Here is a 14,038-nt window from a genome sequence, read left to right as displayed (position 1 = left end):
CCCCACAATGGGCGCGTATTGGTAAGCAGACGGGGTGCGCATGGAGAATTGGGATGAGGTCAGGACCGCATTTCAGGTGGCGCGCCTTGGCACGGTCAGCGGCGCGGCCGAGCAACTGGGCGTCCACCACGCGACCGTGATCCGGCACATCGACGCGCTGGAAGGGCGGTTGGGAATCAAGTTGTTCCAGCGCCACGCCCGCGGCTACACCCCGACCGAGGCGGGGCGGGACCTTCTGCGCGTGGCGCAGGCCACCGACGACCAGTTTTCGCAGCTTCTCAGCCGGATCAAGGGGCAGGGCAGTGGCGTGTCGGGGGATCTGGTGATCACGTCGCTGGTGTCGCTGGGGCCACAGCTTGCGCCGCTGATGGTCGACTTCCAGTCGCAGTATCCCGATCTGGTGGTGCGCTACCTGACGGGCGACCGCCTGTTCCGGCTGGAATACGGCGAAGCGCATGTGGCGATCCGCGCGGGCGCCGCGCCAGAGCAACCCGACAACGTGGTCCAGCATCTGATCGAGGCGCCGATGGCGCTCTTCGCCGCGCAAAGCTACGTCGACGCGCACGGGATGCCCGCCGATGCGGCGGATCTGGTCAACCACCGCTTCGTCGCCTCCGATGACGCCAGCAGCCGCGCGCCCTTCGAGAAATGGCTCGCAGGTGCGATCCCGCGCGCCAATGTCGTGTTCCGCAGCAACGACAGCCACGTTCTGGAGGATGCGGTGCGCGCCGGTGCGGGGCTGGGCTTTCTGCCCGAAAACCGCGGGCGCACCACCCCCGGCCTGATCGAGGTCGTCCCCTCGCGCCCGGAATGGACAACGCCGCTGTGGCTGGTGACCCATGTCGATCTGCACCGCACGACCAAGGTGCAGGCGCTGGTGAAATTCCTGAAAACCCACGTCGTGGCGGGCACGTTTTGAGCGGACCTTCCTGATGTCGCCGCAGACGCAGGGCCATGCGGCCATGCTGGTGTTTTCGGCGCTGGTGGCGGGATCATTCTCTCTCGGGGCGATGGTGGCGAACGAGATTTCGCCGCTTGCACTGAACACGCTGCGGTTCGTGATCGCGGGGGCGGCGGTGGGCGCGGTCGCGGTGGCGCGCGGCGGCATCCCGCGCAGCGCCCTGCGCGCGCCATGGCGGTATCTGGTGCTGGGCGGTTTCTTTTCGATCTATTTCGTTCTGATGTTCGAGGGGCTGAAAACCGCGCGCCCCGTCAGTGCGGCGGCGGTCTTTACCCTCGTGCCGGCGATGTCGGCGGTCATCGCGTGGTTTCTGCTGCGCCAGCGCACCACCGCGCGCATGGCGCTGGCGCTGCTCATCGGGGGGGCGGGCGCGCTCTGGGTGATTTTCCGCGCCGATCTGGGGGCGCTGCTGGCGTTCGAGATCGGCCGTGGCGAGCTGATCTTCTTCTTCGGCTGCCTCAGCCACGCGGTCTATACGCCGATGATCCGCAAGCTCAACCGCGGCGAAAGCGCGGTGGTATTCTCCTTCGGCACGCTGGTTGCGGGGGCGGGGCTGATGGCGCTGATCGGCTGGCGCGATATCGCCGCGACCGACTGGACCGCGCTGCGCCCGCTGGTCTGGGTCACGATCTTCTATGTGGCACTGGGCGCCAGTGCGATCACATTCGTGCTGGTGCAGTTCGCCACCATGCGCCTGCCCTCGGCCAAGGTCATGGCCTACACCTATCTTGTGCCCAGCTGGGTCATCGGCTGGGAGGTCGCGCTGGGCAACGCCCTGCCGCCGCCGGTGATGGCCGTGGGTGTGGTGATGACGGTGCTCGCGCTGCTGCTCTTGTTGCGCGATGACGAAAGTTCACAAAATCGGGAACGTAATCCGCGCCCGGCGCGTTGAAAGGTAACGCAAAGCCAAGGAACCGTGTCGTGCGCAGTATCATCTATCTCGTCGGTCTCGTCGTGATCGTCGTCATCATATTGCGCCTGCTCGGGGTGGCCTGACCACCGCTCAGAACTTTGCCTGATAACTGAAAAGGAATACCCCAATGCGTGGCATCATCTATCTCGTCGGTCTCGTCGTCATCGTTCTGGCAATCGTGCAGTTCGTTCTCTGAGGCACGTCGACAGGTTAAATACCGTTTTGATTAACGAGTTTGAGGCAGCGGTCCGGCAAGGGCGGCTGCCTTAGTCGTTTCTGGAACTGTCGGGAAACTCCGCCGCGAGAAACCGCTCGAACGCGTCGAGGTGGACAGGTTCGAACTGGCCGAACCCCTGCATCCAGACCGATGCCGCCTTCAGCGCATCCGGCTCCAGCTTGCACCACTTCACCCGCCCGCGTTTTTCCTGCGCGATCAGGCCGGCATTGGCGAGGATCGCCAGATGTTTCGAGATTGCCGCCAGCGACATCTCGAAGGGCTCGGCCACATCCGTCACCGCCATGTCATCCTCCAGCAGCATCGACAGGATGCGGCGGCGCGTCGGATCGGCAAGGGCGGCAAAGACGGTGTCTAGCGGTGTTGGCATATGTCTAAAGGTCACGCGGGTGCTGCCCCGTCAAGCCCCTCGTGCGGCCCCTGCGGGCGGCGTATCGGGGCAGGGCGCCTCATCGGTCCGCGCAGCCAATTGGGTACAATCAACCGGATGGTTGAATAAGCATTTCTGTCCTATTGGTCGCTGCCGGCAGGCTCGGCAGCCGTGTTTCTAAATTTATATCATTAAAATACAGTATCTTACAGGTCGTCGTCCCGGCGTTGACTCCTTCGCCGCAGCGCAGTAGCTAATCCGCACGTCATCCGGGGTGAAATGCGCGTGGAAGACCAAGATCGCAAAGAACAGATGAAGGCGATCGAGGCGCGCATCGCGAAGGCCAGAGGCCTGACCGCACCCAAACCCCGGGCGGACGAGCATTATTCACAGGCGCAACTGGCCTGGCGGATGGTGATAGAGCTTGTTGCCGGTCTCGGGATCGGTTTCGGCATCGGATACGGGCTGGATGTTCTGTTTGGGACGCTGCCGATATTCATGGTGCTGTTCACGATGCTGGGCCTTGCGGCGGGGGTAAAGACCATGCTGCGCTCGGCGAACGAGATACAGGCGAAGCTGCTGGCAGAGCTGGCGGAAGAGATTGATACGCCCGACACGGGCAGGACTGGCACAGCCCGCGATCCGGGCGACGAGAACAAAGGGGCCTGAGAATGGCGACAGAAGCACACGGCGAAGAGAGCGGCGGTCTGGTTTTTCACCCGATGGACCAGTTCATCGTCAGCCCCCTGATGGGCGACGGTCCGGTCAGCTGGTTTACCCTCACCAACGCAGCGCTCTGGACCGGTCTTTCGGTTCTGGTCGTGTTCCTGCTGCTGGTTGTCGGTACCTCCAAGCGCGCGGTCGTGCCCGGCCGGATGCAGTCGGTCGCCGAGCTTGCCTACGGCTTCATCTACAAGATGGTCGAAGACATCTGCGGCAAGGAAGGGGTGAAGTATTTCCCCTATATCATGACGCTCTTCATGTTCATCGTCTGCGCCAACTTCCTTGGCCTCATCCCCACGGCCTTCACGCCGACGTCCCATTTCGCGGTGACAGTGCTGCTGGCGATGGCCGTGTTCCTGACAGTGACGATACTCGGCTTCGTCAAGAACGGCGCGGCGTTTCTGGGCCTGTTCTGGGTGTCATCGGCGCCGCTGGCCCTGCGCCCCATCCTCGCGGTGATCGAGCTGATCTCCTACTTCGTGCGTCCGGTCAGCCACTCCATTCGTCTGGCGGGCAACGTCATGGCCGGTCACGCGGTGATCAAGGTTTTCGCGGGCTTTGCAGCGATCGCTGTGATCTCGCCGGTTTCCGTTGTCGCGATTACAGCGATGTACGGGCTGGAGGTACTGGTGTCCTTCATCCAGGCCTACGTCTTTACCATTCTGACATGCGTGTACCTCAAGGACGCGCTGCACCCCTCACACTAACGACCGACCAAGGGTGCGCCTGACGGCGCGCCCAACGGTTACCTACTCAACTTCCAATCGTAAGGAGAATTCACATGGAAGGCGAACTCGCACACATCGGCGCAGGTCTGGCAGCAATCGGTTCCGGCGCAGCCGCAATCGGGGTTGGCAACGTTGCCGGCAACTACCTCGCAGGCGCTCTGCGTAACCCATCCGCTGCTGCGTCGCAGACAGCAACACTCTTCATCGGCATCGCGTTTGCCGAGGCTCTGGGCATCTTCGCCTTCCTCGTCGCGCTGCTGCTGATGTTCGCCGTCTAAGCGTCTGACGTTTCGTTCCTTACGCATTGGGCGGTGCGGTCTGTCCGCATCGCCCATCGTAGTCTACACGTTATGACAGGAGGCCATGATGGCAACTGAACCAATCGATGTCGAACTGGCAGGCACCTGTGTAGGGCCCGACGGATCGGCCATCGGGATGCCGCAGCTGTGTTTCGACTGGTGGGGCAACCAGATCTTCTGGCTCGTGGTCGCACTGATCGCGATCTACTTCATCCTGTCGCGCATCGCTTTGCCCCGTATCTCTGCCGTTCTGGCCGAGCGTCAGGGCACCATATCGAATGACATCGCCGCCGCCGAGGATCTCAAGGCGAAGGCGGAAGCGGCCGAAGCGGCCTATGACAAGGCGCTGGTCGATGCCCGCGCCGAGGCGCAGCGCATCATCGACGAAGCCAAGGCAGAAATGCAGGCCGACCTCGACAAGGCCATCGCCGAAGCCGACGAACAGATCGCTGCCAAATCCGCCGAGTCGGAAAAGGCCATCGCGGAAATCCGCGACGGTGCCATGGAAAGCGTGAAGGAAGTCGCCAAGGACACGGCGAAGGAAATCGTTGCCGCCATGGGTGGAAACGCCGACGCCCGCACCGTGACAGCGGCTGTGAACGCCCGGATGAAAGGATAACGCCATGCGTCTTACACTGACATCCGCGCTCGCCCTGCTCGGGGCCACACCGGCCTTCGCGGCAAAAGGGCCCTTCGTTTCGCTCGGCAACACCGATTTCATTGTGCTGCTGGCTTTCCTGCTGTTCATCGCGGTCCTGTTCTACTTCAACGTGCCCAAACTGCTGGGCGGTATGCTGGACAAGCGTGCCGACGGCATCCGGTCCGAACTGGAAGAGGCGCGCAAGCTGCGCGAGGACGCGCAGACGCTGCTGGCCTCCTACGAGCGCAAGCAGAAGGATGTGCAGGAACAGGCCGACCGGATCGTCGCCTCGGCCAAGGAAGAAGCCGCCATCGCCGGTGAGCAGGCCAAGGCCGACCTCGCCAAATCGGTGGAGCGTCGCCTGAACGCCGCCGAAGAGCAGATCGCATCGGCGCAGTCCGCCGCTGTCAAGGAAGTGCGCGATCAGGCGATCGTTGTTGCCGTCGCCGCGGCCCGCGACGTGATCGCCAAGCAGATGACAGCCGCCGAAGCCAACCGGCTGATCGACGACTCGATCGAACAGGTGGACGCCAAGCTGCACTAGCCGCGACCTCCACTGCCGAAATGAAGACAAGCCCCGCATCGCCCCCGGGGCTTGTCTATTTCAGCCCGACTGCAACAGGGCGCCGATCCTCAGCTTTCCATTTCGTGATCCAGCCGCTGGCGCGCGATCTCTTCGTGACGCTCGGCGCGGTGCTGGTCGATCAACGCGCGTTCCACGAAATTCAGATGCGCTTCGACCGCCGCGCGGGAGCCGGCGGCATCCCGTGCGACCAGCGCATCGTGGATGGCCCTGTGCTGTTCCAGAAGCGCGGTGCGGGTGGTCTGCTGGCGGAACATGACCTGACGGTTGTAGAAGACGCCACCGCGCAGCAGCTCGTACATCGACCGCATCATGTGCAGCATCACCACGTTATGGCTCGCCTCGACGATGGCCATGTGGAACTGCGCGTCCAGTGCGGCCTCCTGATCGGCATCGCGGGTGTCGTGGGCCGCCTGCATCTTGTCAAAGATCGCGGCGACAACGGCCAGATCGGTGTCCGACCCCAGTCGCGCGGCGCGCTCGGCGGCAAGCGCTTCCATATCGCGGCGGAAGGACAGGTAATCCATCGCCGCCTCGTCGTGCCGCTCGAACAGGGCAATCAATGCGGGCGAGAAAGCCGACCCCAGAACATCGGCCACATAGACCCCGGCACCGGGCCGTGCGCTCAGCAAACCGGTCTGCTGGAGCTGGGCAATCGCCTCGCGCAGGGACGGGCGCGACACGCCCAGCCGTTCGGCCAGCTCACGTTCCGCCGGCAGGCGTTCGCCCGGGCGCAGGATGCCGCGCAGGATCAGCTCCTCCACCTGCCGCACGACCGCAGTGGACAGTTTTTCGGGGGTGACCGGGCGGAAGGGCATGGGGCGGAACCTCGTGAATTGGTCAAATGATATGACCGCCGGGCGGGCCCGGCAAGGGTGCTGGCGCCGTTCGCGTTAAGTGGACGTTAACCATGCCCGTGCTCAGCTTGCGGCATGTACAGGTTCGCCCCCTTCGTTCTGCTCGTTCTCGCGGCGTGCAACACCGCCGGGCCGCATTTTCGCGGGCTGCCCGCCACGCGCATCACGGTGGACGGATCGGTGTTTGACGTGCGCGTGCGCGGCGATCTGGCAGAGGCGATCCGCATCAACCCGCAATACGCGCCGCGCTTCGGTCCGATCCGCGGCCGCGCGGGCCGCGCGATGGCCCGCGTCAGTGGCTGCACCGTGACCGAGGTGCGCGGCGATCAGGCGCAGGCGCTGGGGCTGCTCGATTGCCGCGGGGCGCGGGGCAAGGCGCGCCCGGTGCTGGCCGTCGATCTTGATTGCGTGCCGGTGCGCGGGACCGAATTGACCGTGCTGGGATCCACCTCGGTCGAGATCGAGTGTGATCCGGCGCTCTAACGCCCAAAATCGCAATATCTTGTGGATAACTGGCGGTGCGCCGCTTTCCATTGTGGTGCACGGTTGACTCGTCCCACCCGATCCCGCCACGCTGACGGTCGAACCGGAATCATCCGCGCGGGCAGGACATGCGTTTTTCCAAACTCAGGCTGACGGGCTTCAAAAGCTTCGTGGACCCCACCGATCTGATCATCGCCGATGGTCTGACCGGCGTTGTGGGGCCGAACGGCTGTGGCAAATCCAACCTGCTCGAAGCGCTGCGCTGGGTGATGGGCGAAAACCGTCCGACCGCGATGCGCGGCGGTGGGATGGAAGACGTGATCTTTGCGGGCGCCGCCACCCGACCAGCGCGCAACTTTGCCGAAGTGGCGCTGTCGATCGACAACTCCGAACGGCTTGCTCCTGCGGGGTTCAATGATGAGGACCAGCTTGAGATCGTGCGCCGCATCACCCGCGATGTCGGCAGCGCCTACAAGGCCGCGGGCAAGGACGTGCGCGCGCGGGATGTGCAGATGCTCTTTGCCGATGCCTCCACCGGCGCGCATTCTCCGGCGCTCGTGCGGCAGGGCCAGATTTCGGAACTGATCAACGCCAAGCCGAAGAACCGCCGCCGGATCCTCGAAGAGGCGGCGGGGATTTCCGGCCTCTACCAGCGTCGCCACGAGGCGGAGTTGAAGCTCAACGCGACCGAGACGAACCTGTCGCGTGTCGATGACGTGATCGAACAGCTGGCCGCGCAACTGGCACAGCTTGCGCGGCAGGCCCGGCAGGCGGCCCGCTACCGCGAGATCGGGGACCAGCTGCGGCGCACCGAGGGGATGCTGCTCTACCGGCGCTGGCGCGAGGCGGACGATGCCCGCGCCGCTGCCGAACAGGAATTGCGTGCGCGCGTCACCGCCGCGGCGCAGGCCGAAGCGCAGGTGCGCGAGACAGCCAAGGCCCGCGAGGCGGCCGAGGCGGCCTTGCCCGCGCTGCGCGAGGAAGACGCGATTGCCGCCGCCGTGGTGCAACGTCTGGTGGTTCAGCGCGATACCATCGCCGATCAGGAAAACCGGGCGCGGCAACTGATCGAGACACTGACCGGACGCATCGCGCAGCTTAGCCGCGATATCGACCGCGAGGCGGGCCTGAACGCCGACGCCGAGGACACGATCAAGCGGCTCGACTGGGAAGCGACCGAACTGGCCAAGGCGGGTGAGGGCCACGAGGACGCGCTCGAGGCAGCCGCCGAAGCCGCGCGCGAGGCCGCCACGGTGCTGCAATCGCGCGAGGAGGCACTGGGTCAGCATACCGAAGATGTGGCTCGTCTGGCTGCGCGCTACGGTTCTGCCGAACGGCTGTTGCAGGACAACCGCAAGACCGAGGCCCGCGCCCAGTCCGAAGCCGATCGCGCCCGCGCCGCGATGGCCGAGAGTGACGCGGCACTGGCCCGCGCGGGGCAGGACCACGCCGCCGCCGAAGCCGCCGAAGCCGCCGCCGCGCAGGCCGCGACCGATGCCGATGCCGCACTTGTCGCCGCCGAGGAAGCCCGCGCCGAAACCCAGACCCGCGAGGCCGACGCCCGCGCCGAACGCTCGGAAGCCGAAGGCGAGATGAACGCGCTGCGGGCCGAAACCGCGGCGCTGGCAAAGCTGCTGGAACGCGACACGGCGGAGGGGGGGCAGATCCTCGACCGGTTGCAGGTGGAACACGGGTTCGAGAAGGCGCTGGGGGCCGCGCTTGCCGATGATCTGCGCGCGCCCGAAGTCGATGCCGACGGCCCTTCGGGCTGGTCGGTGCTGCCCGCCTACAGCGATCCGCAGCCCTTGCCGGGAGGCGTCACGCCGCTGACGGCGCATGTGTCCTGCCCCGACGTCCTGTCACGGCGGATGAGCCAGATCGGTCTGGTGGACGCCGATGACGGGCCGCGCCTGCAAGCCAGCCTGCGGCCCGGCCAGCGGCTGGTGTCGCCCGAAGGCGACCTCTGGCGGTGGGACGGCTTTCGCGCGTGGGCGGAAGATGCGCCATCGGCCGCGGCGTTGCGGCTGCAACAGCTGAACCGGCTGGAGACGTTGAAACAGGCGCTGGAACAGGCGAGCCAGCGGGCCGAAGGCGCGCGCGCTGCCCATGAGACCCTGACCCGCGATCTGGCGACCCGCGCGGAGGCCGACAAACGCGCCCGCGAGACGCGCCGCGACGCGGACCGCGCGGTGGCCGACGCAGGCCGCGCGCTGAGCCGCGCCGAGGCCGAGCGCAACCTTGCCGCAGGGCGGCTGGAGTCGCTGGGTCTGGCGGTCAAACGCCACGAGGAAGAGGCGATGGAGGCCCGCGCGCGGGTGCTGGAAGCAGAGCGCGCGCTGGCCGAGCTGGGCGATCTGGATGCCGCGCGCGCTGCCGTCGAGGACGTGCGCATGACGGTAGAGGCCGCGCGTATCACGATGATGTCGCGCCGCTCCGCCCACGACGAGCTGCGCCGCGAGGGGCAGGCGCGTCTGAAGCGGTCGCAGGAGGTCACCAAGGAATTGAGCGGCTGGCGGCACCGGCTGGAGACCGCGACCACCCGCAGCGCCGAATTGATCGAACGCCGCGACACATCGCAGGCGGAACTGGAGGAGGCCAAGGCCGCCCCCGAAGAGATCGCCGCGCGCCGCGCCGAGCTGAGCGCCGAGATCGCCCGCAGCGAAGGTCGCCGCGCGCAGGCGGCGGACGCGCTGAGCACGGCGGAAGCCGCTTTGCGCGAGGCCACGGTTGCGGAGCGCGACGCCGAACGCACGGCGTCCGAGGCGCGGGAATCACGTGCGCGGTCCGAAGCGCGATCGGAAGCGGCGCGCGAGACAGTGAGCGCCGCCGCCGAGCGGATCGCCGAGGAGCAGCAGCTGACCCCGAACCAGTTGCTGACCCAGCTGGACGTGAACCCCGACAGCATGCCCGGCGCGGATGCGCTGGAAGCGGATGTGAACCGGCTGAAACGCCAGCGCGATGCGCTGGGGGCGGTCAACCTGCGGGCCGAGGAAGACGCCCGCGAGGTGCAGGAAGAGCACGACACTCTGGTGGCCGAAAAGACCGATCTGGAAGCGGCGATCAAGACCCTGCGCAGCGGGATCGCGAGCCTCAACCGCGAAGGGCGCGAGCGTCTGCTGACCGCGTTCGAGCAGGTCAACAGCAACTTCTCGCTTCTGTTCCGGCACCTGTTCGGCGGCGGCGAGGCGAATCTGGTGATGGTCGAATCCGACGATCCGCTGGAGGCGGGGCTGGAGATCATGTGCCAGCCTCCGGGCAAGAAACTGTCGACGCTGAGCCTGTTGAGCGGGGGCGAACAGACCCTGACGGCGATGGCGCTGATCTTTGCGGTGTTTCTGGCCAATCCCGCGCCGATCTGTGTTCTGGACGAGGTGGATGCGCCGCTGGATGACGCCAACGTCACGCGGTTCTGCGACCTGCTGGACGAGATGTGCCGCCAGACCGACACGCGGTTCCTGATCATCACGCACCACGCGGTCACCATGGCGCGGATGGACCGGCTGTTCGGTGTGACCATGGCCGAGCAGGGGGTCAGCCAGCTGGTGTCTGTGGACCTCAAGAAAGCCGAGAAGATGGTCGCGTGATGCCACTCTTGGCGGTTACCCGTGGGTAACATATTGTAAATATTTGGTTAATTTTGACGGGCCGCCGCTCCGGCAGGGGGCGCGACGGCCGGGGGCCAAGGCCCCCCGATTGCCGTCCGGAGCAGCGGGGCGTCAGCCCTTGCGCTCGACCGGGCCGCCGGCCTTTTCCCAGGCAGAAAAGCCCTCTTTGATATGGGCGGCGTCGAAACCCATGTCCTGAAGCGTGGCAACGGAAATGGCGGAGCGCCATCCCGAGGCGCAGTGGAAGACGAATTTCTTGTCCTGCGCGAAGACATCCTTGAAATAGGGGCTGTCGGGGTCGACCCAGAATTCCAGCATGCCGCGCGGGCAGTGGAAACTGCCGGGGATGAAGCCCGAGCGTTCGCGTTCGCGCGGGTCGCGCAGATCGACGATCTGCACGTCGGGGTCATCGACCATGGCGATGGCATCTGCGGTTTCGATTTCCTCGATCCGCGCGCGGGCGCGGGCGACCATGTCGGCGGAACTGGTTTTCAGGGGCATGGGCAATCCTTTCTAAAGTCGTGAGAGCAGGTCGGGCGTGGGCCACGCATCGACGGGCAGGCCGAGGCGGGCCTGTTCGGCGCGCACGGCATCGCGGGTTTTCGCGCCAAGGATACCGTCGACATCGCCGACGTCATAGCCGCGCGCCTGAAGCTTGCGCTGCAATTGCTGCATCTGCGGACCGCTGAGGCCCGGTGCGGGATTTCCTGCGTCGAAAATCGCCGCCCCGTTCAGGCGGTTGGCGAAATAGGCGGCGGTGAGCACGTAGGTAAAGCTCTGGTTCCATTCGAAGAAGACACGAAAGTTGGGATAGGCGAGGAAGGCCGGACCATCGCGGCCCTGCGGCAGCAGCAGCGATGCGGGCAGATCGGAGGCAAGCGCGCCGTCGCGGGCCGTGATCCCGAGCGCGGCCCAGTCGGCGCCGGTCTTTTGCGTCTCGAGCCCGCTGAGCGACCAGTCGAAGCCGGCGGGCACCTGCACCTCGTCCAGCCACGGCTCGTTCGCGCGCCAGCCCAGACCGGCCAGCATCCGGCCGCCCGAGACCAGCGCGTCCGGCGCGGATGTCTTGAGCGTGACGCGCCCGTCGCCGTCGCCGTCGGTGCCGTTTTCAAGGATGTCCTCGGGCAGCATCTGGACCATGCCGATTTCGCCGGCCCATGCGCCGGTGGTGGTGGCGGGATCGAAATCGCCGCGGGCGAAAAGCTTCATCGCGGCAAAGACCTGCGGGCGGAAGAGTTCGGGGCGCCGGCAATCGTGGGCCAGCGTGACCAGCGCGTTGGCGGTGTTGAAATCGCCCTGAAAGCTGCCGTAGTCCGTCTCGAACGCCCAGAACGCCAGCAGGACGCCACGGTCGACGCCGTAGTCGGCCTCGATCCGGTCGAAGACGTTGTCGTAGGTGCGGGCATTGGCGCGGCCGCGTTCGATGCGATCGGCCGAGATGAGGCGGCGCGCGAAATCGGTGAAGGGAAGCTGGAAAACGCCCTGTGCGCTGTCCGCCCTGAGCACGGCTGCGTCCTGCCGAACACCGGCGAGAAACCGTTCGGCGGTCGCCATGTCGACGCCGTGCTCTGGGCTTTCGGCCACCAGCGCGTCCTTGAACGCGGCAAAGCTGCCGCCGCAGGGCGTGTCGGCCCATCCGGCGAAAGGGGCCAGTGCAAGGGCGGCGACAAGGCTCGGGATCGGTTTCATCACTCTCTCCGTCAGTCAATCAGGGCCAGCAGCGCGCAGGCCGCCAGCAGAACGCCCCAGGCGCGCCAGAGGCGGGCGATGGCCGCGTCGATCGCCGGCGGGCCGATGTTGCGGTCGGCGCTGCCGTTGACCCAGGCGAGATCGCGCATCCGCCCATCATAGGCGCGCGGACCGGCGAGGGCCACCGAGATGGCGCGCGCCATTGCCGCCTCGGGCCAGCCCGCGTTGGGCGAGCGGTGCAGGCGGGCGTCCGCCGCCACGTCGCGCCAGCCACCGGTGATGCCCCCCGGCAGCGCGATCAGCAGGGCGGTCAGCCGCGCCGGTATCCAGTTGAGCACATCGTCGGCGCGCGCGGCGGCCTTGCCGAATTCCTCGTAGCGGGGGGTGCGGTAGCCGATGGTGCTGTCGGCGGTGTTGACGATCTTGTAGATCAGGATGCCCGGCAGCCCGCCGACGAGAAACCAGAACGCGGGCGCGATGACACCGTCGCTGAGGTTTTCCGCGCCGCTTTCGATGGCGGAGCGGGCGACGGCGGGCGCGTCCATCGCGGCGGTATCGCGGCTGACGATCATGGCAACGGCGCGACGGCCTGCGGGCAGCGACATGCGCAACCCTTCGGCGACGGCGCGCACATGATCGACCAGCGATTTCTGCGCAAGAAGGATCGCAACGAGGAGCACCTCGACCAGCGGCCCGAAGGCGGACAGCACCGCCCCCAGCGCTCCGGCGGCGACAACCAGCACCGCCAGGGCCAGTGCACCGCGTGCGATGCGCGCGGAGCCGGTGTTCAGCCCGCGTTCGAGCCGTTGGACCGCGCGACCCATGAGTACGGCGGGATGCGGCAGGCGCGACCACAGCCAGCGCGGTTCGCCCAATGCGCCATCCAGCAGGAGGGCGAGGCACAGGATTGCCGCCGTGTTCACGCCAGCGCGTCCTCGAGCCGCGCCCAATGCGACTGCGGGGGCAGGCCGACACGAAGCCAGCGGGTATTATAGGGAAAGACGCGTGTCCAGATGTGGTAGCGGGCCAGCCGGTCCTGCCACGCCTGCGCGTCGTCCACCTCAAAAAGGCGAAAGAGCGTCGTGCCCCCGATGCAGGTCGCCCCCGCGGCGGTAAAGAGCGTATCGAGGCGCCGCGCCTCGCGCGCCAGCCGGTCGCGGGTTTGGGCGGCCCAGTCGGGATCATCCAGCGCCGCCGCACCGATGTCGAGCGCGGGACCGGCGACGGGCCATGGGCCCAGAAGGTCGCGCAGCCCGTCGATGAGGACGGGATCACCGATCGCAAAGCCCAGCCGCAGCCCCGCGAGGCCCCAGAACTTGCCGAAACTCTTGAGGATTACGGTGCCGGGCCGGACGGCATCGGGCATCTGCGACGCGTCGGGCATGACGTCGCAAAAGCTTTCGTCGATCACCCGCAGCGGGGCGGTGAGATCGCCCGCGTCAAAGCATCGACCATCGGGGTTGTTGGGATGCACCACCACCTGCGCATCTGCGGTGCCGGGATCGGCGCAGGCGGTCCAGCCCGCCGCGGCAAAAGCGGCAGCGTGTTCGTTATAGGTCGGTGCTGCGATATGGACGCGGCCCGCAGGCGCCAGCCGTGGCAAGAGCGCGATCGGTGCCGATGCGCCGGGCGTGGCGATGATCGCGGCACCTTCGGGCACGGACCAGAACCGGCGCGCGGCGCTGACCAGACGGGCCTGCGCGGCGTGATCGGGCAGGGCTGTCCAGCTGTGCAGGGGAATGTCCGGCAGCGGGTAGGGATGCGGATTGATCCCGGTGGATAGATCCACCCAGTCCTGCCGCGCGCCCCCGAATCTTTCGGAGGCGGCATCGATTCCCCCACCATGGTCTCGCATCTTGCCCGTAATGCTATATCTGCTAGAATTAAGATCAACTTTAGGGAGACTAGGCGCCCTTCAGCCCATTGACCATCGCGACAAAGCGGAATTCCGC

At 66.5% G+C, this 14,038-nt stretch carries 15 protein-coding genes; 9 read left to right on the top strand and 6 right to left on the bottom strand.

Features of this window, described 5'->3' with window-relative positions; genetic code table 11:
- Positions 1-40 precede the first annotated feature (40 nt).
- Together ABMC89_RS09485 and ABMC89_RS09480 are read left to right on the top strand one after the other, a co-directional pair.
- The gene (locus tag ABMC89_RS09485) at positions 41-919 is read left to right on the top strand and encodes a LysR family transcriptional regulator (RefSeq protein WP_349567540.1); all 879 of its coding nucleotides are present in this window, start codon (positions 41-43) and stop codon (positions 917-919) included.
- 13 nt (positions 920-932) lie between these two features.
- Positions 933-1,853, top strand: a complete 921-nt coding sequence (locus tag ABMC89_RS09480) for a DMT family transporter (RefSeq protein WP_349567538.1) — start codon at positions 933-935, stop codon at positions 1,851-1,853.
- A 287-nt stretch (positions 1,854-2,140) separates the two neighbouring features.
- On the opposite strand, the gene ABMC89_RS09475 is transcribed toward ABMC89_RS09480, so the two are convergent.
- A complete protein-coding gene (locus tag ABMC89_RS09475) occupies positions 2,141-2,479 on the bottom strand; it encodes an ArsR/SmtB family transcription factor (RefSeq protein ID WP_349567536.1) in 339 nt (112 codons plus the stop codon).
- A gap of 279 nt (positions 2,480-2,758) precedes the next feature.
- Between ABMC89_RS09475 and ABMC89_RS09470 the strand changes: the two genes are divergently transcribed.
- The 5 genes from ABMC89_RS09470 to ABMC89_RS09450 all read left to right on the top strand — a co-directional run bounded on the left by ABMC89_RS09470 (position 2,759) and on the right by ABMC89_RS09450 (position 5,413).
- Positions 2,759-3,148 (top strand): AtpZ/AtpI family protein, encoded by a 390-nt coding sequence (locus tag ABMC89_RS09470; RefSeq protein ID WP_439655645.1) that lies wholly within the window; start codon positions 2,759-2,761, stop codon positions 3,146-3,148.
- Between the two features lie 2 nt (positions 3,149-3,150).
- Entirely contained in the window at positions 3,151-3,909 is a 759-nt protein-coding gene (locus ABMC89_RS09465) for a F0F1 ATP synthase subunit A (RefSeq protein ID WP_349567532.1), read from the top strand.
- A gap of 74 nt (positions 3,910-3,983) precedes the next feature.
- A complete protein-coding gene (locus ABMC89_RS09460) occupies positions 3,984-4,208 on the top strand; it encodes a F0F1 ATP synthase subunit C (protein WP_011567586.1) in 225 nt (74 codons plus the stop codon).
- Between the two features lie 88 nt (positions 4,209-4,296).
- Entirely contained in the window at positions 4,297-4,848 is a 552-nt protein-coding gene (locus ABMC89_RS09455) for a F0F1 ATP synthase subunit B' (protein ID WP_349567530.1), read from the top strand.
- Between the two features lie 4 nt (positions 4,849-4,852).
- The gene (locus ABMC89_RS09450; RefSeq protein WP_349567528.1) at positions 4,853-5,413 is read left to right on the top strand and encodes a F0F1 ATP synthase subunit B; all 561 of its coding nucleotides are present in this window, start codon (positions 4,853-4,855) and stop codon (positions 5,411-5,413) included.
- 89 nt (positions 5,414-5,502) lie between these two features.
- On the opposite strand, the gene ABMC89_RS09445 is transcribed toward ABMC89_RS09450, so the two are convergent.
- Complete coding sequence (locus ABMC89_RS09445; RefSeq protein ID WP_349567526.1) at positions 5,503-6,270, bottom strand: FCD domain-containing protein; 768 nt, start codon at positions 6,268-6,270, stop codon at positions 5,503-5,505.
- Positions 6,271-6,384: 114 nt separating this feature from the next.
- On the opposite strand from ABMC89_RS09445, the gene ABMC89_RS09440 reads away from it, so the two are divergent.
- Both ABMC89_RS09440 and smc read left to right on the top strand, forming a co-directional pair.
- Positions 6,385-6,792, top strand: coding sequence for a hypothetical protein (locus ABMC89_RS09440; protein WP_349567524.1), 408 nt, complete (start codon positions 6,385-6,387; stop codon positions 6,790-6,792).
- A gap of 128 nt (positions 6,793-6,920) precedes the next feature.
- Positions 6,921-10,376 carry a chromosome segregation protein SMC gene (smc, locus tag ABMC89_RS09435; RefSeq protein WP_349567522.1) on the top strand — a complete coding sequence of 1,152 codons (3,456 nt, stop codon included), beginning with the start codon at positions 6,921-6,923 and terminating at the stop codon, positions 10,374-10,376.
- Positions 10,377-10,508: 132 nt separating this feature from the next.
- Here the strand turns inward: smc and ABMC89_RS09430 are convergent, their stop codons facing one another.
- Genes ABMC89_RS09430 through cobD form a run of 4 tightly spaced genes read right to left on the bottom strand, consistent with a single transcriptional unit; the run spans position 10,509 to position 13,941 of the window.
- Positions 10,509-10,898, bottom strand: coding sequence for a rhodanese-like domain-containing protein (locus tag ABMC89_RS09430; protein ID WP_349567520.1), 390 nt, complete (start codon positions 10,896-10,898; stop codon positions 10,509-10,511).
- A 12-nt stretch (positions 10,899-10,910) separates the two neighbouring features.
- The gene (locus tag ABMC89_RS09425) at positions 10,911-12,086 is read right to left on the bottom strand and encodes a lytic murein transglycosylase (protein WP_349567518.1); all 1,176 of its coding nucleotides are present in this window, start codon (positions 12,084-12,086) and stop codon (positions 10,911-10,913) included.
- An 11-nt stretch (positions 12,087-12,097) separates the two neighbouring features.
- Positions 12,098-13,009 carry an adenosylcobinamide-phosphate synthase CbiB gene (cbiB, locus tag ABMC89_RS09420; RefSeq protein WP_349567516.1) on the bottom strand — a complete coding sequence of 304 codons (912 nt, stop codon included), beginning with the start codon at positions 13,007-13,009 and terminating at the stop codon, positions 12,098-12,100.
- Positions 13,006-13,941: a threonine-phosphate decarboxylase CobD gene (gene cobD / locus ABMC89_RS09415; protein ID WP_349567514.1), complete on the bottom strand. Its 936-nt coding sequence runs from the start codon at positions 13,939-13,941 to the stop codon at positions 13,006-13,008. Before cobD ends, cbiB begins: the two co-directional genes overlap by 4 nt.
- Positions 13,942-14,038 lie beyond the last annotated feature (97 nt).

The organism is Sulfitobacter sp. HNIBRBA3233 (assembly GCF_040149665.1).
GTDB classification, from domain to species: Bacteria; Pseudomonadota; Alphaproteobacteria; order Rhodobacterales; family Rhodobacteraceae; genus Sulfitobacter; species Sulfitobacter marinivivus.
The sequence above is the reverse complement of the archived record's forward strand: the minus strand, read 5'-3'. Positions and strand labels throughout refer to the sequence as shown.

Excerpts from the sequence above, each read along its gene's own strand:
- ABMC89_RS09485 (WP_349567540.1), top strand. The coding sequence starts at position 41 with ATGGAGAATTGGGATGAGGTCAGGACCGCATTTCAGGTGGCGCGCCTT.
- ABMC89_RS09480 (WP_349567538.1), top strand. The coding sequence starts at position 933 with ATGTCGCCGCAGACGCAGGGCCATGCGGCCATGCTGGTGTTTTCGGCG.
- ABMC89_RS09475 (WP_349567536.1), bottom strand. The coding sequence starts at position 2,479 with ATGCCAACACCGCTAGACACCGTCTTTGCCGCCCTTGCCGATCCGACG.
- ABMC89_RS09470 (WP_439655645.1), top strand. The coding sequence starts at position 2,759 with ATGCGCGTGGAAGACCAAGATCGCAAAGAACAGATGAAGGCGATCGAG.
- ABMC89_RS09465 (WP_349567532.1), top strand. The coding sequence starts at position 3,151 with ATGGCGACAGAAGCACACGGCGAAGAGAGCGGCGGTCTGGTTTTTCAC.
- ABMC89_RS09460 (WP_011567586.1), top strand. The coding sequence starts at position 3,984 with ATGGAAGGCGAACTCGCACACATCGGCGCAGGTCTGGCAGCAATCGGT.
- ABMC89_RS09455 (WP_349567530.1), top strand. The coding sequence starts at position 4,297 with ATGGCAACTGAACCAATCGATGTCGAACTGGCAGGCACCTGTGTAGGG.
- ABMC89_RS09450 (WP_349567528.1), top strand. The coding sequence starts at position 4,853 with ATGCGTCTTACACTGACATCCGCGCTCGCCCTGCTCGGGGCCACACCG.
- ABMC89_RS09445 (WP_349567526.1), bottom strand. The coding sequence starts at position 6,270 with ATGCCCTTCCGCCCGGTCACCCCCGAAAAACTGTCCACTGCGGTCGTG.
- ABMC89_RS09440 (WP_349567524.1), top strand. The coding sequence starts at position 6,385 with ATGTACAGGTTCGCCCCCTTCGTTCTGCTCGTTCTCGCGGCGTGCAAC.
- smc (WP_349567522.1), top strand. The coding sequence starts at position 6,921 with ATGCGTTTTTCCAAACTCAGGCTGACGGGCTTCAAAAGCTTCGTGGAC.
- ABMC89_RS09430 (WP_349567520.1), bottom strand. The coding sequence starts at position 10,898 with ATGCCCCTGAAAACCAGTTCCGCCGACATGGTCGCCCGCGCCCGCGCG.
- ABMC89_RS09425 (WP_349567518.1), bottom strand. The coding sequence starts at position 12,086 with ATGAAACCGATCCCGAGCCTTGTCGCCGCCCTTGCACTGGCCCCTTTC.
- cobD (WP_349567514.1), bottom strand. The coding sequence starts at position 13,941 with ATGCGAGACCATGGTGGGGGAATCGATGCCGCCTCCGAAAGATTCGGG.